At 72.2% G+C, this 18,516-nt stretch carries 19 protein-coding genes and 1 pseudogene; 5 read left to right on the forward strand and 15 right to left on the reverse strand.

Annotation, left to right across the window (positions count from 1 at the left end; genetic code table 11):
- The 6 genes and pseudogenes from ACIQWA_RS33390 to ACIQWA_RS33415 form a co-directional block, all read right to left on the reverse strand.
- Positions 1 to 364, reverse strand: a pseudogene (locus ACIQWA_RS33390) (NADH dehydrogenase subunit D); the annotation flags it as partial.
- A complete protein-coding gene (locus ACIQWA_RS33395; RefSeq protein ID WP_360239129.1) occupies positions 364 to 1,077 on the reverse strand; it encodes an NADH-quinone oxidoreductase subunit C in 714 nt (237 codons plus the stop codon). The gene ACIQWA_RS33395 and the pseudogene ACIQWA_RS33390, both read right to left, overlap by 1 nt.
- On the reverse strand, positions 1,074 to 1,628 hold the full coding sequence (locus ACIQWA_RS33400) for an NADH-quinone oxidoreductase subunit B family protein (RefSeq protein WP_074005520.1): 555 nt from the start codon (positions 1,626 to 1,628) through the stop codon (positions 1,074 to 1,076). The genes ACIQWA_RS33395 and ACIQWA_RS33400 overlap by 4 nt, the downstream gene beginning before the upstream one ends.
- A 127-nt stretch (positions 1,629 to 1,755) precedes the next feature.
- The gene (locus ACIQWA_RS33405; protein WP_360239135.1) at positions 1,756 to 2,115 is read right to left on the reverse strand and encodes an NADH-quinone oxidoreductase subunit A; all 360 of its coding nucleotides are present in this window, start codon (positions 2,113 to 2,115) and stop codon (positions 1,756 to 1,758) included.
- A gap of 819 nt (positions 2,116 to 2,934) precedes the next feature.
- A complete protein-coding gene (locus ACIQWA_RS33410; protein ID WP_402488957.1) occupies positions 2,935 to 3,630 on the reverse strand; it encodes a response regulator in 696 nt (231 codons plus the stop codon).
- Entirely contained in the window at positions 3,627 to 4,748 is a 1,122-nt protein-coding gene (locus ACIQWA_RS33415) for a sensor histidine kinase (RefSeq protein ID WP_402488960.1), read from the reverse strand. The genes ACIQWA_RS33410 and ACIQWA_RS33415 overlap by 4 nt, the downstream gene beginning before the upstream one ends.
- Before the next feature lie 200 nt (positions 4,749 to 4,948).
- Here ACIQWA_RS33415 and ACIQWA_RS33420 point away from each other — a divergent pair, with 200 nt between their 5' ends.
- A complete protein-coding gene (locus tag ACIQWA_RS33420; protein WP_402488963.1) occupies positions 4,949 to 5,533 on the forward strand; it encodes a hypothetical protein in 585 nt (194 codons plus the stop codon).
- Between the two features lie 13 nt (positions 5,534 to 5,546).
- Here the strand turns inward: ACIQWA_RS33420 and ACIQWA_RS33425 are convergent, their stop codons facing one another.
- Both ACIQWA_RS33425 and ACIQWA_RS33430 read right to left on the reverse strand, forming a co-directional pair.
- A complete protein-coding gene (locus tag ACIQWA_RS33425) occupies positions 5,547 to 6,518 on the reverse strand; it encodes a DMT family transporter (RefSeq protein ID WP_402488966.1) in 972 nt (323 codons plus the stop codon).
- 176 nt (positions 6,519 to 6,694) lie between these two features.
- Positions 6,695 to 7,360, reverse strand: coding sequence for a CatB-related O-acetyltransferase (locus ACIQWA_RS33430; RefSeq protein WP_402488968.1), 666 nt, complete (start codon positions 7,358 to 7,360; stop codon positions 6,695 to 6,697).
- 94 nt (positions 7,361 to 7,454) lie between these two features.
- On the opposite strand from ACIQWA_RS33430, the gene ACIQWA_RS33435 reads away from it, so the two are divergent.
- The 3 genes from ACIQWA_RS33435 to ACIQWA_RS33445 all read left to right on the forward strand — a co-directional run bounded on the left by ACIQWA_RS33435 (position 7,455) and on the right by ACIQWA_RS33445 (position 9,441).
- Positions 7,455 to 8,099 (forward strand): TetR/AcrR family transcriptional regulator, encoded by a 645-nt coding sequence (locus tag ACIQWA_RS33435; RefSeq protein WP_402488971.1) that lies wholly within the window; start codon positions 7,455 to 7,457, stop codon positions 8,097 to 8,099.
- Between the two features lie 82 nt (positions 8,100 to 8,181).
- Positions 8,182 to 8,892 carry a peptidylprolyl isomerase gene (locus tag ACIQWA_RS33440; RefSeq protein WP_402488973.1) on the forward strand — a complete coding sequence of 237 codons (711 nt, stop codon included), beginning with the start codon at positions 8,182 to 8,184 and terminating at the stop codon, positions 8,890 to 8,892.
- Between the two features lie 192 nt (positions 8,893 to 9,084).
- Positions 9,085 to 9,441, forward strand: a complete 357-nt coding sequence (locus ACIQWA_RS33445) for a MazG-like family protein (RefSeq protein WP_402488976.1) — start codon at positions 9,085 to 9,087, stop codon at positions 9,439 to 9,441.
- 58 nt (positions 9,442 to 9,499) lie between these two features.
- Here the strand turns inward: ACIQWA_RS33445 and ACIQWA_RS33450 are convergent, their stop codons facing one another.
- From ACIQWA_RS33450 to ACIQWA_RS33480, 7 genes are all read right to left on the reverse strand, one after another.
- Positions 9,500 to 10,789, reverse strand: a complete 1,290-nt coding sequence (locus ACIQWA_RS33450; protein WP_360239377.1) for a geranylgeranyl reductase family protein — start codon at positions 10,787 to 10,789, stop codon at positions 9,500 to 9,502.
- Positions 10,790 to 10,901: 112 nt separating this feature from the next.
- Entirely contained in the window at positions 10,902 to 11,597 is a 696-nt protein-coding gene (locus ACIQWA_RS33455; RefSeq protein ID WP_360239163.1) for a demethylmenaquinone methyltransferase, read from the reverse strand.
- Positions 11,598 to 11,643: 46 nt separating this feature from the next.
- Positions 11,644 to 12,231 carry a hypothetical protein gene (locus ACIQWA_RS33460; RefSeq protein WP_360239166.1) on the reverse strand — a complete coding sequence of 196 codons (588 nt, stop codon included), beginning with the start codon at positions 12,229 to 12,231 and terminating at the stop codon, positions 11,644 to 11,646.
- Between the two features lie 266 nt (positions 12,232 to 12,497).
- Complete coding sequence (locus ACIQWA_RS33465) at positions 12,498 to 13,274, reverse strand: imidazolonepropionase-like domain-containing protein (protein WP_402488978.1); 777 nt, start codon at positions 13,272 to 13,274, stop codon at positions 12,498 to 12,500.
- A gap of 52 nt (positions 13,275 to 13,326) precedes the next feature.
- A complete protein-coding gene (gene mqnC, locus ACIQWA_RS33470) occupies positions 13,327 to 14,550 on the reverse strand; it encodes a cyclic dehypoxanthinyl futalosine synthase (protein ID WP_360239172.1) in 1,224 nt (407 codons plus the stop codon).
- A 192-nt stretch (positions 14,551 to 14,742) separates the two neighbouring features.
- Positions 14,743 to 16,530, reverse strand: a complete 1,788-nt coding sequence (locus ACIQWA_RS33475; protein WP_402488981.1) for a serine/threonine-protein kinase — start codon at positions 16,528 to 16,530, stop codon at positions 14,743 to 14,745.
- 157 nt (positions 16,531 to 16,687) lie between these two features.
- Positions 16,688 to 17,599 (reverse strand): menaquinone biosynthesis protein, encoded by a 912-nt coding sequence (locus ACIQWA_RS33480; protein ID WP_360239178.1) that lies wholly within the window; start codon positions 17,597 to 17,599, stop codon positions 16,688 to 16,690.
- Positions 17,600 to 18,054: 455 nt separating this feature from the next.
- Between ACIQWA_RS33480 and ACIQWA_RS33485 the strand changes: the two genes are divergently transcribed.
- Positions 18,055 to 18,261 carry a cold-shock protein gene (locus tag ACIQWA_RS33485; protein ID WP_402488985.1) on the forward strand — a complete coding sequence of 69 codons (207 nt, stop codon included), beginning with the start codon at positions 18,055 to 18,057 and terminating at the stop codon, positions 18,259 to 18,261.
- The last annotated feature ends 255 nt before the right edge of the window (positions 18,262 to 18,516 follow it).

Here is an 18,516-nt window from a genome sequence, read left to right on the forward strand (position 1 = left end):
CGAGCAGCTTCTCGACCGCCAGGCAGTAGGCGGTCTCGTTGAACAGCGGGGTCAGGTAGTCCATCCGGGTCACGAAGGTGGTGCCCTGGACCCAGCTGCGGAACTCCATGTTCTTCTCGATGCCGGTGTGGAGGTAGCCGATGCCGCAGCGGGCCTCCTTCACCGTCTCGCCGTCGATCTCCAGGATCAGCCGCAGCACGCCGTGGGTGGACGGGTGCTGGGGGCCCATGTTGACGATGATGCGCTCGTCGTCGGCCCGGCCGACCGCCTCGACCACCTCGCCCCAGTCGCCGCCGGTGACGGTGAAGACCCGGCCCTCGGTGGTCTCGCGGGCGTCTGCTTCCTCGTAGTGCTGAGTACTCATCAGCTGTACGACCTCCGCTGGTCGGGAGCCGGGATCTGGGCGCCCTTGTACTCGACGGGAATGCCGCCGAGCGGGTAGTCCTTGCGCTGCGGGTGGCCCAGCCAGTCGTCCGGCATCATGATCCGGGTGAGCGCCGGGTGGCCGTCGAAGACCAGGCCGAAGAAGTCGTAGGCCTCGCGCTCGTGCCAGTCGTTGGTCGGGTAGACGCTCACCACGGAGGGGATCCGCGGGTCGGCGTCCGGCGCGGTGACCTCCACCCTGATCAGCCGGCCGTGGGTGATCGAGCGCAGGTGGTAGACCGCGTGCAGCTCGCGGCCCCGGTCGCCCGGGTAGTGCACCCCGCTCACGCCCAGGCACAGCTCGAAGCGCAGCGCCGGGTCGTCGCGCAGGATGCGCACCGCCTTCAACAGGTGGGTGCGGTCGAGGTGGAAGGTGAGCTCGCCGCGGTCGACCACGGTCTTCTCGACCACCTCGGCCGGGTCCAGGCCCTGCTCCTCCAGCGCGCCCTCGAACTCGTCGGCGACCTCGTCGAACCAGCCTCCGTACGGGCGTTCGCTCGGGCCGGGCAGAACGATCGGGGCGGCCAGGCCGCCGAAGCCGGAGGTGTCGCCGGTGCCCTCGGCACCGAACATGCCCTGCCGACGGCCGACCACCTCGACCGGGATCTCCCGGGGTGGCTGCTCGCGGCGGGTCTCGGGTACCTGTTCGCTCATCGCAGCTGCCCCCGCATCTCGCTGATCGGGGTCGCCTTGAGGGCCAGGGCCTCGCCCAACTCCTCGGCGCGGCGCCGGTTCACGCCCAGCGGCTCGTGCTGGATCTTGTCGTGCAGCTTCAGGATGGCGTCCATCAGCATCTCCGGGCGGGGCGGGCAACCGGGCAGGTAGATGTCCACCGGGACGATGTGGTCGACGCCCTGCACGATCGCGTAGTTGTTGAACATCCCGCCGGAGGAGGCGCAGACGCCCATCGAGATGACCCACTTCGGATTGGGCATCTGGTCGTACACCTGGCGCAGCACCGGGGCCATCTTCTGACTCACCCGGCCCGCCACGATCATCAGATCGGCCTGCCGGGGGGAGCCCCGGAAGACCTCCATCCCGAACCGGGCCAGGTCGTAGCGGCCGGCACCGGTGGTCATCATCTCGATCGCGCAGCAGGCCAGACCGAAGGTGGCCGGGAAGAGTGACGCCTTGCGCACCCAGCCGGCGGCCGTCTCCACGGTCGTGAGCAGAAAGCCGCTCGGCAGCTTCTCCTCGATTCCCATCAGATCCCTCTCAATGCCCTCAAGTCCTCTGGTACGTCCGGCGATGCGCCCGCGGAGCGTCCGGGGGAACGTCCGGCCCGTCCGAGCTTGTCCGCTCGTTCACAAGGGCGGCGGCGCCACCCCTGCCTCAGTCCCACTCCAGGCCGCCGCGGCGCCAGACGTAGGCGTACGCGACGAAGACGGTGGCGATGAACAGGAGCATCTCGACCAGCCCGAAGAGCCCCAGGGAGTCGAAGGTCACCGCCCAGGGGTAGAGGAAGACGATCTCGATGTCGAAGACGATGAAGAGCATCGCCGTCAGGTAGTACTTGATCGGGAACCGACCGCCGCCCACGGGCTGCGGGGTCGGCTCGATGCCGCACTCGTACGCCTCCAACTTGGCCCGGTTGTAGCGCTTGGGGCCGGTGAGTGAGGCCATCACGACGGAACCGACCGCGAACGCCGCCGCGATGGCACCGAGTACGAGGATCGGCGCGTAGGCATTCATAGCCCCCGCTCCCTCCGTCCAGTCGTCCTTGACTGCAGATCGGAACCGGCGGGTCACACTGCGGTGAACCCGCGTTCCAGTTCCCGAGATCCACCTCATGTGAGGCAGTTCACAAAGCCTGGAACGAGCGCATCCTATGCCCGGTGGCTTGTGATCTGCGACACGCAGTTCAACGTCATCTTTGTGATCTACGACACCATGTGAATGGTGGCGAATGTGAACATGCCCAGAGCTGTCAACGCAAAGGAGTCAAATGGTCACAAGTAGTCGCATTTATCTTGGAAGCGGCTGGTCAGAGGCGCATTCCTATATCAACTATGCTCCGGGGATAGCAAATTTCGGGGAGTCATGTTGACGTGTTATAGCGGCTCACTCGGAGGGGTGGTGGGGGGAGGAACGCTTGCTTGACCCTTTGTTCACAAGCGCGCGATGTTGTCGTGGGGGTCTCCCCTCCCCCTCCCCCTCCCCCACCCGCCCGCCCGCCGCCCGCCGCCCGCCGCCCGCCGCCCGCGCCAGGGTTGCCCACCTGCTGCCGGTGTCACCTGCGCCGGGCCGGCCGGTCCCAGCGCGGGGCTGCTGCGCGCTCGCAGCCCTGGCAGCCTGTGGGCCCCTGGGGGCCTGCCCTCCTCCTCCGCCTCCGCTCCACCCGCCGCCCTCGCGGCTCCGCCTCCCGTGTAGGGCAGGCCCAACTTCCCGCTGCGGGCCCTCGAATCCCTCGGCCCGCCTCCTCCTCTACCCTGCCTCCCTCTCGCTCTCGGGCCGCGCCCTGGCGCAGGCCGCCTCCGTCGTTCCGCTCTCGCCCTTCGGGCCAGGGGCCGGCTACCGGTTGCCGACTGCCTGTTCCCACACCCAGGCCGCGATGCCCACCCGGTTACGGGCACCGAGCTTGCGCTGGATGTTGGCGAGGTGGTTCTTCACCGTTCCCGGTGAGATGAAGAGCCCGGCGCCGATCTCGGCGTTGGTCGCTCCATCGGCCACCAGCTCAGCGATCTCCTTTTCCCTCTCGGTCAGTTCTTCCACCGGGCCGGCTATCAAAGGGCCCGGCACGCCTGCCCCGCCCGTGGACCCCGGCACAGGGTCGGCACCCGGCAGCGCCATGTGCTGCAACAACCGCACGGTGACCTGCGGACTGATCAACGCGTCCCCGGCCATCGCCGCCCTGACCGCCTCGATCAGCAGGACCGGCCCCGAGCGCTTGAGCAGGAAGCCCGCCGCACCGTGCCGCAAGGCCGTGTGCACATACTCGTCCAGGTCGAAGGTGGTCACCACGATCACCTTGCACTGGCCGGCGAGTTGCCGCGTGACCTCCAGGCCGTCGAGCTTCGGCATCCGGATGTCCGCGAGCACCACGTCCGGCCGCAGTCTTTTCGCCTCCTGTACCGCCGCGGCACCGTCCGAGGCCTCGGCCACCACCGTCATGTCCGGCTGGACGTCCAGGATCATCCTGAACGCACTGCGGATGTCCGCCTGGTCATCGGCGACCAGGATCCGGATCGGCTTTGCACTGCTGCTCATCCGCTCATCTCCCCTGCACCCGCACTCGTCCTCATCGGGGTCTCCGGCCGCTCCGGCTCCTCCCGACCTGCCAGCGGCAGCCTCGCCGTCACGCGCCAGGCCTCCCGCTCATGAGCTCCCGCCTCGAAGGTGCCGCCGAGTGCCTCCACCCGCGCGGCCAGACCAGGCAGTCCGCTGCCGCCGCCGCGCCTGGGCCGACTGGCCGCCCCCGCCGGCCGACCGTCGTTCGTCACGGTCAGCTCCAGCCACTCGCCGACGCGGCGCGCCCGGACGTCGACCCGTGCGGCGCCCTGGGCATGCCGTCGGACATTGGTCAGCGCCTCGACGACGATCCGGTGGACCGTCCCTCCCAGCTCCCTCGGTACCGGCTGTTCCGGCAGTTCCAGCCGGACCTCCGCGCCGCCCGCGGCGGTGAACCGCTCCGCCACCTCCGCGAGTTCCGAAAGCCCCGGCTGTGGGCCGCGCCCGGTCCCCTCCTCCGTGCGCAGCAGCTGGACCGTCCGGTCCAGTGATGCCAGGGCCCGCTGCCCGGCCTGCTCTATCCGTTCGAACATGGCGACCGCTCGGGCCGGGTCGACCGAGGCCAGGTAGGCGCCGGCCTGGGCCTGGGCCACCATGCCGCTGACGTCGTGCGCCACGAAGTCGTGAAGGTCGTGGGCCAGTTCGAGCCGCTGGGCCCGCTTGGCCTCGACTACCGCCTTGGTGCGCCCCTCGTCCAGGCCCCTCAGGTAGAGCCCGATCAGAACGGCCGGCAGGGAGAGCGCCGAGCCGAAGCCGAAGATCGTGAGGACGTCCCCGGGCCCCTCGACGAACGCGAACCTGGTCAGCCAGAGGGCGACCGCTCCGCATGCCGTCCAGGCCGCCAGCGCGCACCGCGGGCCGTCCTCGGTGCGCAGGGTGATGACCACCGACAGCAGCAGGACGGCCAGTTCGACCAGGCCGAGCAGTCCGGCCCAGCGGTCGCCCTCCGCCCAGCGGCCGAGGATCCAGACGGCGGCCGTGACCACCGCCGAGGACACCCCGAGCGCCAAGGTCACGACTGCCGCCCCACGGCGGCCCCGCGCCGACCAAGCCGGCAGTGCCAGGACCAGGACGACCCCGGACAGGATCTGAGTCATCGCCATCACCTCTCCTCGACTCATCGACTGCCGTCACATTACGGCGCGGGAGGGACGGCACACCTGTGCCGATCGGCACATTTCAAAGGGCAGTTGAGCAGGAGGAACAGCCCGATCGGCATCTGCCGCCGGCCCTTCCCGGCCGCCAGTCTTGAGTCATCGCACCGGCCACGGGGCCGGAGCCGAAGGGAGTGCACGCCATGTCGAAGCTCGTGATCAACGCCCGCGTATCCGACCACCGGGTCGGGGCGGTCGACGCGGTCGCCCCGGACGTCCCGTCCGCCCCGCGTTGGGCCCGGATCGCCGCCACGGCCGCCGCGCTCAGCACGGTTCCCTCGGGGCTGTGGCGGATCGTCTTCGGCTTCGGCTTCCCGCTCGGTTTCAGCGGAGCGACGGCCGCGGCGTACGCGGAGCACCAGCCGGGCTGGGGCACGGTCTACTGCGTGGCGCTGAGTGCGTTGGCGGAGGGGCTGGCGTTCCTGACCCTGGGCCTGGTCCGGCCCTGGGGGCACGTGGTTCCGCGCTGGATCCCGCTGATAGGCGGTCGACGGGTGCGCCCGATGTTCGCCGTCGTTCCGGCCCTGTTGGGCGCGCTCGTCCTGACCTGGCTGGGACTGTTCGCCCTGTTCGGCGGCTGGGCCGGGAACCTGGCCGAGGCGGACTCGCCGCACGGCCTCGGTGCCCTGGTGATGACTCTCGCCTACCTGCCCCTGGTCGCCTGGGGCCCGCTGTTGGGCGCGGTCACCATCGACTACGCCCGCCGGACTCTGTGGCGGCGCCGGTGACGAGGGCTGCCGGTCAGACCGAGGCCGGCTCCGGGCTCGGCTCCTCCGCCTCGGGTGCGCTCTCGCCCGCGTTCGCGGCCGGGCGCGGCGCAGGGGCGGTCCGTCGCCCCCACTCGGTCGCGATCAGCACCAGGGCTCCGCCGAGCAGGGCGAGCGGGCCCATCCGGTTCCCGGCCACGGTGAGGCCGAAGACGGCGGCCCACAGCGGTTCGGTGCCGAGCAGCAGGCTCACCCGGGACGGCGAGGTGGCCCGGACGGCCCACATCTGGACGAAGAAGGCGAACAGGGTGCAGAACAGGGACAGATGCAGCAGCCAGGCCCACTGGCCGGCCCCGTACGAGCGTGCGACCGTCCAGGGCGCCGGCCCGACGGACAGCGCGACCACGCCGAACACTCCGGTGGCCGAGGCGAGTTGGACCCAGGTGACGGCGAGCACGTCGGTGTCGCGGACGGCCCGGGTGCGGGCCATCGTCAGGACGTACGCCGAGCGGACGAGGGCGGCGCCCAGTACCAGCAGGTCACCGAGGGTCGGAGGGCGCAGCCCGCCGTCGCCGGTGAGCAGGGCTACGCCGAGCACGGCCAGCCCGGCGGCCGCGAGGAAGGCCCGCGGCGGTGCGGTCCGGCCGAGGGCGCTCTCGCCGAGCGGGGTGAGCACCATCGCGAGGCTGATGATCAGCCCGGCGTTGGTCGCGGAGGTGTGCACGGCACCGTAGGTCTCCAGCAGGAAGATCCCGCTGAGGACCAGGCCCAGCGCGGCGCCGCCGAGCCATTCGGCGCGGCTCAGCTTCCGCAGGGCCCGCCAGGCGACCGCCCCGAGCAGCGGCAGCACCAGCCCGAAGCGCAGGACGAGCATCGCCACGACCGTCTCCGGGTCGGCCACCCGCTGGACGGTGAGGAAGCTCGACCCCCACACCACTGCCACGAGCAGGACCGGCAGATCGCGAAGGACCGATGAGGACGAGAACGAGGACAGGGAGGCACGCATGAGGAGGATCCCTCCGTACGAACGGAACCGGCGGGCGCGAGGACCGTACGGCGTCGGACGGACCCGGGAGCTGGGCGTGTGGCTCAGCGGGGGACGGGGCGAGGGGTGGAGCACGGGGGCGCCATCTTCGCGCACCGGGCTGCCGATGATCAATGCCCCTGCCGGGCGCCGGCGGGTCAGGAGGCGAGCAGGCCGTTCGTCTCGGCGATGTCCTCGATGTCGGCTGGAGTACCGGACATGATGGCGCGGACGTGCTCGGTGACGAGCTCGGCCGGCCAGTCCCACCAGGCGGCCCTGAGGAGGCGTTCGATGTCGGCGCCGTCGAAGCGGCGTCGGATCGGGCGGGCGGGGTTGCCGCCGACGATCGTGTAGGGCTCGACGTCGGCGGTGACCACCGCACCGGCCGCGATGATCGCTCCGTCGCCGATCCGGACGCCCGGCAGGACGGTGGCGCCGAAGCCGAACCAGACGTCGTTGCCGACCACGGTGTCGCCACGGCTGGGCAGGCCCGTGACGATGTCGAGGGTCTGCTCGGTCCAGCTGCCGCCGAACATCGTGAAGGGAAAGGTGGAGACGCCGATGGCCGGGTGGGCGGCCCCGGCCATCAGGAAGCGGGTGCCGGTGGCGATCGCGCAGTACTTGCCGATCACCAGTCGTTCGGGGCCGTAGGCGTAGAGGACGTTGCGTTCCTCGAAGCGGGTGGCTCCGTCGGGGTCGTCGAAGTACGTGTACTCGCCGACCTCGATCCTCGGGTCGGTGACGAGCGGGCGCAGCAGGACCACTCGGTCGTGGCCGGCGAGCGGGTGGAGGGCGGTCGGGTCGGGGACGGTACGGGTGGTCACACAGGCTCCTCTCGTAATGCGACGCGTGTCGCATTACGATGAGCATGGCACAACCACCACCCCGCAGCAAGCCTTAATGCGACAGGAGTCGACTTTGAGCGAGGCCGCCACCCCCGACCAGCAGCCGCCCCGCACGCCCACCCCGCGCCCGGGCGGGCGCAGCGCCCGGGTCCGCGCGGACGTGGTCGCCGCCACGCTCGCCGAGGTCACCGAGAAGGGGTACGACGGACTCACCGCCGAGGCGGTCGCAGCCCGGTCCGGCGTCCACAAGGCGACTCTCTACCGGCGGTGGGGCGGAGTGGACGGCCTGATCGCCGACGCCCTGACCGCCTCCGCCGACCAACCCTGGCCGCTGCCCGACACCGGAGACCTCCAGGAGGACCTCCGCCGAATCACCCAGGAGGTCTTCCACGTCTTCACCGACCCGGAGCTGGGCCCCACACCCACCGTGCTGATCTCCGCCGCCCAACGCTCCGATACCGGCGCGGCCGCCCTGCGCGAGTTCTTCGCGGCCCGCCACCGCCAGGCCGCCGAGGTCGCCGAACGGGCCGTCGCCCGCGGCGACCTGCCGGCCGGGACGGACGGCGTCGAGGTGATCAGGGCGGCCACCGCCCCGCTCTACTACCGACTGTTCGTCACCGGCGAACCGCTGGATGCCGGCACCGCCGAACGGGCCGCCGACGCCGCCGCCCTCGCCGCCCGAGCCGGACTGTTCACGCCCACCCCGAAGGAGAATTGACACCACGTCATCTCGACAGCCGAAGGAGCCCCAGCCGCCCCACCCCCTACCGAAGACCCATCCGGCCGTGGATGATTCCTCCATGACAAGTACGCCGTCCACCACCCCCCGGAAGGCCCGTCACGTGAAGCGCACGCACTGGGCGCTGGTCGCCGCCGCCACCGTCCTCCCACTTGCGGCGAGCACCGGCACGGCCGTCGCGGCCCCCTCCGGCGCCACCCCAGCCCCGAACGCGGCCTGCACCTACACACCCGCCGTCCCGGCCGACAACTTCAAGGGCATCCCGGTCTTCGACGCCGCGAAGGCGGCCCGCCCCTACCAGGCGACCCTGCGTACCAACCAGGGCCCGATCACCTTCGAGGCACTGACCGACAAGGCGCCCTGCACCACCTTCTCGTTCCGCTTCCTCGCCGAGCACGACTACTTCGACCGCAGCCACTGCCACCGACTCACCACCCAGCGGATCTACGTGTTGCAGTGCGGAGACCCGACCGGGACGGGCAGCGGCGGTCCGGGCTACTCCTTCCCGGACGAGAACCTGACCGGAGCCACCTATCCGGCCGGCACCGTGGCCATGGCCAACGCCGGCCCGAACACCAATGGAAGCCAGTTCTTCATCGTCTGGAAGGACACCAAGCTCTCCCCCGCCTACACCCCGTTCGGCCGCGTGACGGCCGGCCTGGACGTCCTGCAGAAGATCGCCGCCGCCGGCGAGGACGACCAGAACGGCCCGGGCGACGGATTCCCGAACGTCCCCGTGAACATCCGCCACGTGAACATCAGCAAGCGCTGATCCACCGGCCGGGCAGGGCGAACACCTGAGGTGGGCCGGACGGCAGCGGTCCGGGTGACAGCGGTCCGAGCGGCAGCGGTCCGAGCGGCAGCGGTCCGAGCGGCAGCGGGCCGGACGGCAGCGGTCCGGCCCGCCCCCTAGCCGCTCCCGTACGGTGGCAGCACCAACGACACCGCAGGGGAGCAGCACCGCATGGACAGCCGGATCTGGGAGAGCGTCGACCACCTGGTCGCGCGGCTGGACGAACAGAGCACCCAGTCGCCGCAGGAGGAGCGCCTGCTGCGGCTGCTCAAGCTCTCCGAGGAGATCGGCGAGGTCGGCGCCGCGGTGATCGGCGCGACCGGTCAGAACCCGCGCAAGGGCGTCACCCACACCTGGGAGGACGTCCAGCACGAGCTCTGCGACGTCGTGTTCAGCGCCCTGGTCGCCTTGCGGACGCTCACCCCCGACGCGGCCCGGGTGTTCGACGAGCGCCTCGCCTACGTCGAACAGCGCTCCGCCGCCTCCCGCGACACGGCGGAGCAGGAGACGGCACCGAAGTCGCCCTGAACCGGGCCGCGCACCGGCACCCCGTGCCGCGCACCCGCGCCCCAGGCGCCCCGCCGCCTCAGGCGTTCGGCGCGACCCTCGCCAGCCCGTTGATCACGCGGTCCATCGCGTCACCGCCCTGCGGGTCGGTGAGGTTGGCGAGCAGCTTGAGGGTGAAGCGCATCAGCAGCGGGCGCGGCAGGCCGTGCTGGGCGGCGAGCTGCATCACCTTCGGGTTGCCGATGAGCTTCACGAAGGCGCGGCCGAGCGTGTAGTAGCCGCCGTACACGTCCTTGAGGATGCGCGGGTAGGCCTGCAGGGCGCGCTCGCGGCCGCCCTCGGTGACGCGGGCGTGGGCCTGCACGATGACGCCGGCGGCGATCTGGCCGGATTCCATCGCGTAGGCGATGCCCTCGCCGTTGAACGGGTTGACCATGCCGCCCGCATCGCCGACCAGCAGCAGGCCGCGGGTGTAGTGCGGCTGCCGGTTGAAGGCCATCGGCAGGGCGGCGCCGCGGATCGGCTCGGTCATGTTCTCGGGGGTGTATCCCCACTCGGCCGGCATGCTCGCGCACCAGGCCTTGAGCACCTCGCGCCAGTCGAGTTCGCCGAAGGCGGGCGAGGAGTTGAGGATGCCGAGGCCGACGTTGGAGGTGCCGTCGCCCATGCCGAAGACCCAGCCGTAGCCGGGCAGCAGCTTGCGCTGGCCGCCGCGGGTGTCCCACAGCTCCAGCCAGGACTCCAGGTAGTCGTCGTCGTGGCGCGGCGAGTTGAAGTAGGTGCGGTAGGCGACGCCCATCGGGCGGTCCTCGCGGCGGTGCAGGCCCATGGCGAGGGAGAGCCGGGTGGAGTTGCCGTCGGCGGCGACGACCAGCGGGGCGCGGAAGGTGACCGGTCGCTTCTCCTCGCCGAGCTTGGCGGTGACGCCGACGATCCGGCCGGTGCGCTCGTCCAGGACCGGGCCGCTGACGTTGCAGCGCTCGTACAGCCGGGCGCCGGCCTTCTCGGCCTGGCGGGCGAGCAGTTCGTCGAAGTCGGCGCGCTTGCGGACCAGGCCGTAGTCGGGGAAGGAGGCCAGCTCGGGCCAGTCCAGCTCCAGCCGGACGCCGCCGCCGATGATGCGCAGGCCCTTGTTGTGCAGCCAGCCGTTCTCGGTGGAGACGTCGATGCCCATGTCCACCAGTTGCTTGGTGGCACGCGGGGTGAGGCCGTCGCCGCAGACCTTCTCGCGCGGGAAGGCGGTCTTCTCCAGCAGCAGGACGTCCAGCCCGGCCTGGGCGAGGTAGTACGCGGTGGTGGCGCCGGCCGGGCCCGCGCCGACCACGATGACGTCGGCGGTGCTCTCGACCGTGCTGTCCGGCTTCGTCAGATCGGCTGCGGTCTCGGACACGTGGACACACTCCTGGAGCTGCGGCGGGGGATGGCGGCTTTTGTCTCCGGCAGTCTAGTTCCGCTGACGCTGCCGGAGACGCCCCCTCCGGCTACGCCTGCTTGTACCCGCGGTGCAGCGCGACGATCCCGCCGGTCAGGTTCCGCCAGGCGACCTTCGACCAGCCGCTCTCCTGCATCCGGGCGGCCAGCGCGGGCTGGTCCGGCCAGACCCGGATGGACTCGGCGAGGTACACGTACGCGTCCGGGTTGCTGCTGACGGCGGTGGCCACGGGCGGCAGCGCGCGCATCAGGTACTCGGTGTAGACGGTCCGGAACGGCGTCCAGGTCGGCGTGGAGAACTCGCAGATCACCAGCTTGCCGCCGGGCTTGGTGACCCGGTGCATCTCGCGCAGCGCCGCGTCGGTCTCCTGGACGTTGCGCAGCGCGAAGGAGATCGTCACCGAGTCGAAGGTGTCGTCCGCGAAGGGCAGCCGGGTGGCGTCGCCGGCGGTGAGCGGCAGCTCGGGGTGGCGGCGCTTGCCCTCGGTGAGCATGCCGACCGAGAAGTCGCACGGGACGACGTCGGCCCCGGCCTCGGCGAAGGGCAGCGAGGAGGTGCCGGTGCCGGCTCCGAGGTCGAGCACGAGGTCCCCCGGTCCGGCGGCCACCGCCTCGGCCACCGCCCGGCGCCAGGCGCGGGCCTGGCCGAGGGAGAGCACGTCGTTGGTGAGGTCGTACTTGGCCGCGACGTCGTCGAACATGGCGGCGACTTCGTGCGGCTGCTTGTCCAGGGAGGCTCGGGTCACGCCCCCCATTGTTCACCCTGCGACGGCCGCCCCGACCAACGGGGCCTCAGTGCGATCCGCGCCGCCCACCCGCGCGACGGCGTCGGCGCGAACGCTTGCCCTGTGTTATCGCCGGCATCCCCTCGGCCAGGGCCCCGGTCGCCATGGCCAGGTTGGCGGCGATCCGGCCCTGGCCGCTGCGGACGGCGACGGCCCGCCGGTGGCGCCGGATGCGCAGCATGCAGATCACGAACAGCACGACGGCGACGGGCACGCTGAAGCGGGCCAGGCCGACGCCGACGGGCTGCGGGTAGGTGTCGCCGCAGATCCGGACCGCGCCCGGATCGTCGGCGGCGTGTTCGAGGCAGACGGCGTCGCCGAGCTTGATGCCGTCGGCGAGCGGCAGCGCGGCGGCGGTGTGCGGCTGGCCGCTGACCTTGTAGCTGACGGCACTGTAGGTGCCGCCGCCGGTCGGCAGCTGGGTGACGACGCCCTCGACTCTCACCGGGTGGGCCGCGATCCGGTCGGCCTGGTCGGCCTGGCGCCAACCGAGCAGGCACATCCCGACGGCCAGCACGGCGCTGAGCACGGCGGCGAGGTACCAACCACGGCCCATCCGCGGGGTTCGCGGCGGGGGGACGGTCGCGGTTCGCATGGTTCCTGTCCTGGCTTGCCTCCGGGGCCTGGGCACGGCCCCGCCGCCCGCGGGTACGGGTGGTGGTGTGGTGAGGGTACGGAGTGAGCTGTCCGGGATCGTATCCGCTGGCGGGCCCTCAGGTCACGGTGAAGGGACAATCACCCCCCTGGGAGGGCACGGCAGTTCGAGTGCACACGAAGGAAGTCCCGTGCACCGCAAGGCAATCCGCCTACTGACGAGTACGTCACACCGGCGAGCTCACGCCCGCCTCCGCCCGCGGGCGGTCACCTCCGCCGGTACACCAACCGCCCGGCCAGCACGGTCGCCAGGCACCCGCCGGCCGCCGGCCGGACCCCGCCCTCCTCCGCCACCACCGGGAACACCGCGAAGTCCGCCCGCCCACCGGCCGCGACCCGCCCGTGCACGGCCCGGGCGAGCGGCAGCACCGCCAAGGGGTCCAACGGGCCCGCCCCTTCGCCCGGCTCCCCCGCCCCCGAAAGCTCAGCAGCCTCCACAGCCCCAGCCAGCCCAGCAGCCCCAGACAGCCCAGCCGCCCCAGACAGCCCAGCCGCCCCAGACAGCCCAGCCGCCCCGGACAGTCCACCAGCCCCGGACAGCCCGGCAGCCCCCGGCAGCGCCACCAGCCCCAACCGCACCACCGCCGTCCGCACCGCCGCCCGCGCGAACGGCCCGGCCACCGCCGTCACGCCGAACCCGAGCATCCGCTGCAGACCGCGCCGCGCGCTGGCCCCGTACCGGGCCTCGTCGGTGCAGCCGACCAGCCCGTCCACGACCGGCTCGACGCCGATCTCCTCGCGCGGGTCCGGGTGGTAGTCCCGCTCCAGCAACCGCTGCCCGCAGGGATGGCGCAGGCCGGGCGCGAGCAGGGCCCGGCCCCAGTCCCGGACCCGGGCCGACGGGTGGGCCGCCGCCAGCTCCGCGTACGGGCCGACGGCCTCGACCAGTTCACCGCGCACCACCACCGCCCCGTCGGCGAAGGACGGGGCGGTGGGTTCGGCGGGGTCGGGCAGCAGGAACTCGGCCCGGTGCAGGGTCAGCACGGCGTCGACCGGAGCGGTCTCGGGTGTCCGTGGTCCTCGCTCGTCCGGGGCCTCAGTCGTTGTCCAGGATCTTGAGCTCGGGGTGCGCCGTGCCGCCCTCGATCGCCGTGGAGGCGATGTGCGAGGCGACCCGGGGGTCGACCGGGTCGTTGGCCGGGTCGTCCAGCACCCGCAGGTGCTCGTAGGTGGTGGAGCGCTGCGCCGGGACGCGGTCGGCGGCGCGGATGAGGTGGATCAGCTCGGTGAGGTTGGAGCGGTGCTTGGCACCGGCCGCCGAGACGACGTTCTCCTCCAGCATCACGGAGCCCAGGTCGTCGGCGCCGTAGTGCAGCGACAGCTGTCCCGCCTCCTTGCCGGTGGTGAGCCAGGAGCCCTGGATGTGGGCGACGTTGTCGAGGAACAGGCGGGCGATCGCGATCATCCGCAGGTACTCGAAGACGGTGGCCTGGGTCGAGCCCTTGAGGTGGTTGTTCTGCGGCTGGTAGGTGTAGGGGATGAAGGCGCGGAAGCCGCCGGTGCGGTCCTGCACCTCGCGGATCATCCGCAGGTGCTCGATCCGCTCGGCGTTGGTCTCGCCGGTGCCCATCAGCATGGTGGAGGTGGACTCCACGCCGAGGCCGTGCGCGGCCTCCATGATCTCCAGCCAGCGCTCGCCGGACTCCTTGAGCGGGGCGATCGCCTTGCGCGGCCGCTCCGGGAGCAGCTCGGCGCCGGCGCCGGCGAAGGAGTCCAGGCCCGCCTTGTGGATCCGGGTGATGGCCTCCTCGATGGAGACCCCCGAGATCCGGGACATGTGCTCGACCTCGGAGGCGCCCAGGGAGTGGATCACCAGCTGGGGGAAGTCGGCCTTGATCGCCGAGAAGGCGCGCTCGTAGTACTCGACGCCGTAGTCCGGGTGGTGGCCGCCCTGGAACATGATCTGGGTGCCGCCCAGCTCGACCGTCTCGGCGCAGCGGCGCAGGATCTCGTCGAGCTCGCGGGACCACCCCTTGTCGCTCTTCGGCGGCACGTAGAAGGCGCAGAACTTGCACGCCGTCACGCAGACGTTGGTGTAGTTGATGTTGCGCTCGATGATGTACGTCGCGATGTGCTCGGTACCCGCGTAGCGGCGGCGGCGCACCGCGTCGGCGGCGGAGCCGAGCGCGTGCAGCGGCGCCGAGCGGTAGAGCTCCAGCGCCTCCTCCGGGGTGATCCGGCCGCCTGCGGCGGCCCGGTCGAGCACGGCCTGCAGGTCGGTGCTGGACGCATCGAGGGTGGTCGCTGCGAGCTCGGTCACCTGGCGGCCTTCTCTCTCTCAAGTGCAACTCGGGTACGGCCGAACCAGCCTACGCCAGGCCTTACGGGCGCCCGCGTCAGCCCGCTGAACTGCGCCTCGACCCGTCTCACAACCCGGCTCACCGCCCCGCCCCGCCGGTCAGCCTCACCCGCCTCACCGACCCGCCTCACCAACCCGCCTCACCGATTCGCCTCACCCGCCCGTCCGGCGCAGCGTGCCGGCCGGGTTCCCGGCGGCCGGGTCGGCGGAGGTGAAGCGGATCGTCCCGTCGGACCGCAGGCTGAGGGTCTCCGTGTTGGAACCGCCGGTGCAGGCGCCGGGGATGGAGGAGCGCACCAGCCGGGACCGGAACACCAGCTCGGTGTCGGAGACCGACTTGAGCGTCCAGGCGCCCTCGCAGCTGATCGAGATCAGCCCGGAGACGCCGTTGTGGCTGGTGGTGGCCTCCTGGCCGATCGCCGCCTGGCGGACGGTGAGCGTGGTGGTGCCGCCGGGCAGCCCCTTGTCGGTGACCATGTCGCCGCTCCACGTGCCCAGGAACGCCGCGGGCACCACCCCCGGCCCGCCCGTCCCGCTCGACGGGGCCGACCCGGCCGTGGACGCGGACGCCGCCGTGGACGGAGACACCGGCGCGGAGGGCGACGCCCCCGCCGTCCCACCCGGCACGAAGGCCCCCGGCGACGCGACGGCCTGGTCCGGGTCCACGGACGGCAGGGGCAGCGGCCCCACGGACGGCCCCGACACCGCCGGCCCGGCCGGCCCGGTCATCGCGTACCACGCGTACCCGGCACCCCCGAGCGCCGCGACCGCCAGCACCACCGCCAGCGCGGCCCCGACCCGCCGACGCCGCTGACGCCGCTGACGGGCGAGCCCCTGCTCCTCCCCCGTCCCGGCCGGGTAACTGCACAGCGGCAGCGGCCCGTCCCCCTCCCCTTCTTCCGACCCCGAGCCCGCCCCCGCTCCGGACGGAACCCCGGGCAGCGCCCCCGCCCCCGCTCCGGACACAGCCCCGGGCGCAGCCGCCCCGCCCCGCCCCGACGCCTGCGTCGGCGCGTACGGCAGCGCCTCCCCCTGCGCCCCCTCCAGGTCCAGCAGCTCCACCGCACTGCGCCCCACCCCCGCCGCCAGCGCCGCCGGCAGCCAGTCGCCCCGCCCGAGCAGGGCGGCGGCCGCGCCGTCCGGGTCGAGGCGGGCGGCCAGTTGCCGCGGGGTGGGCCGGGCGGCCGGGTCCTTGGCGAGGCAGTCGAGGACGACCGTCCGCAGCGCCTCGGGCACTCCGCTGACGTCCGGTTCCTCGTGCAGCACCCGGTAGAGCAGGACGGCCGCGCTGACGTCCTCGCCGAAGGGGTGGACCCCGGTGGCGGCGAAGGCCAGGACGGCGCCGAGCGAGAAGACGTCCCCGGCCGGCCCGGACGGCTGCCCGTTCGCCTGTTCGGGCGACATGAAGCCGGGTGAGCCCACCACATAACCCGAACGAGTGAAACCACTGGTCGCGTCCAGGGCCCGGGCGATCCCGAAGTCGATCAGCCGCGGACCGTCCAGGGTGAGCAGCACGTTGGAGGGTTTGACGTCGCGGTGCACCAGGCCGAGCCCGTGCACATGGGCGAGCGCCCCGGCGAGCCCGACGCCGAGGGCGCGGACGGCGGCCTCCGGCAGCGGGCCGTGCGCCCGGACGGCGGCGGCGAGTGCGGGGCCCGCGACGTAGCCGGTGGCGACCCAGGGCTGCTCGCCCTCGGTGTCGGCGTCCAGGACGGGGGCGGTCCAGGCGCCGCCGACCCGTCGGGCGGCGGCCACCTCCTGCCGGAACCGGGCGCGGAACTCGGCGTCGTCCGCGAGTTCGGCCCGGACCACCTTGACGGCGACGGTGCGCCCGCCGGCCGTCCGACCGAGGTAGACCCGGCCCATCCCGCCCGAGCCGAGCCGCCGCAACAGCCGGTAGGCGCCCACCTGGCGCGGATCGTCCGACCCCAGTGCCCGCATGCCCCGCACGCTCCCCTCGCCCGCCCCGCACCCGCGCGGGACCCCGCCGGACGCACCTCGGGAGCAGACCGTACCGGGCCGGACCGACCCACCGCCCGACCCACCGCCCGACCCACTGCCCGACCCGCCCGCGGACGGCCTGGCGAAGGCGGCGCCCCTACGGCCCGACCGGCAGCGCCGCCGGCTCCAGCAGCCGCACCGTCACGTCCGGCGCGAAGCCGCTGTCGTGGGCGACCCGCCGGGCGAACTCGGCGACCCCGGCGAGCTGCCGCGCGCCGAGCGAGAAGTCGAGCGCCTCGCTGAAGTACCGCTCCAGCACGTCCGCCCCGAAGGTCTCCCAACGGGCGGCCTGCTCGGCCACCTTGGCGGCCTCGACCAGCGAGAGGTCACGCGACTCCAGGAAGGCCCGGTGGACGGCCGCGGTGAGCTCGGGGCAGCGTTCGGCGAACTCGCGGCGCACGGCCCAGACCGCGAAGACGAACGGCAGTCCGGTCCACTCCTTCCACATCTCGCCGAGGTCGTGGACGGTCAGCCCGAGGTCGGCGGCCTGGCCGAGGTAGGCGCGCAGGGCCGGGTCGCCGATCAGGACGGCGGCGTCGGCCTCGGCGAGCATCGCGCTGAGGTCCGGAGGGCAGGTGAAGTAGTCCGGGCGCACGCCCTCCCGCTCCTCCAGGAGCAGCCGGGCGAGCCGGACGGACGTGCGGCTGGTGGAGCCGAGGGCGACCCGGCGGCCGTCGAGGTCGGCGAGCGGCACCTTGCTCACGATCAGGCAGGACATCACCGGGCCGTCGCTGCCGACCGCGATGTCGGGCAGGACCAGCAGGTCCTCGGCGTTGCGCAGGTACTCCACGCAGGTGATCGGGCCGATGTCGAGGGAGCCGCCGACGAGTCGGTCGCTCAGCTTCTCCGGGGTGTCCTTGGTGAGGTCGAGGTCGAGCAGGTTGCCGGTCCTGGCGAGGCCCCAGTAGAGGGGGACGCAGTTCAGGAACTGAATGTGGCCGACCCTGGGCCTGACCGGGGTGTTCTCCTGGTGCTCGGGCTCCCGCGTTTGTCCGTCCGGCACTGCCACTGCGGCGCTCCCTTGCTGTTCGTGCGCTTCCCCACGGCGCTGTTCGTGCGTTTCACCGCAGCGTATGCCTGCTGTTCGCGACGGCTCGCACCGGCCACCCGACACGCGCGCGGGTGCTGCCGGACAGGCGGCGCGGGCGCCTGTCCGCAGACTCGTGCGCGCCCCCAACACGCCTGCCCGCGCCGGTAACCAGGCCGCTCCGGGGGCCTACGACACGCGCCGTCCGAAGGGCAAGTGACCCCTGGTCGTCACAGCGGCCGCATGCTAGCGTTGCCCTCAGTTGCAGTTTGATTCCCCTTGCAGTACTTGAAGCCTGCGGAGCATGTAACCGCGGGCTTTTTGTAGTTTTTCAGCAATATCGAAAAACTTCGGACTCGTCCGGAGGCAGGGCGATCAGCGCAGCGGACCGGGGACCACACGGTGTGGCCCCCGACACGCATCGCAAGGAGAACGGCATGGCTCAGGGAACCGTCAAGTGGTTCAACGCTGAGAAGGGCTTCGGCTTCATCGCCCAGGAGGGCGGCGGCCCCGACGTCTTCGTCCACTACTCCGCCATCAATGCGAACGGCTTCCGTTCGCTGGAGGAGAACCAGGCGGTCACCTTCGACGTCACCCAGGGTCCGAAGGGCCCGCAGGCGGAGAACGTCACCGCCATCGTCTGACCATCCTCTGATGTTCTGATCGCTCGGGACCCTTCGGGTCCGTCGGCGGCTCCCGACAGCCGTCACCATGAGCACAAGAGCAGCACCCAAGGGGGCCTGCCCATCGCGGCGGGCCCCCTGCCTTTTCCCGGCAGTCCCGGTGAGCCGGGGAAGGAGGGGAAAGCCGAAGGGCCCTCGCCCCGTGAACCGGGAGAGGGCCCTTCGCATCGCGCAAGCGATCGGGCAGCGTGCCGACCATCAGGCGGCGTGCCGACC

The organism is Kitasatospora sp. NPDC098652 (assembly GCF_044760155.1).
Lineage (GTDB): Bacteria > Actinomycetota > Actinomycetes > Streptomycetales > Streptomycetaceae > Kitasatospora.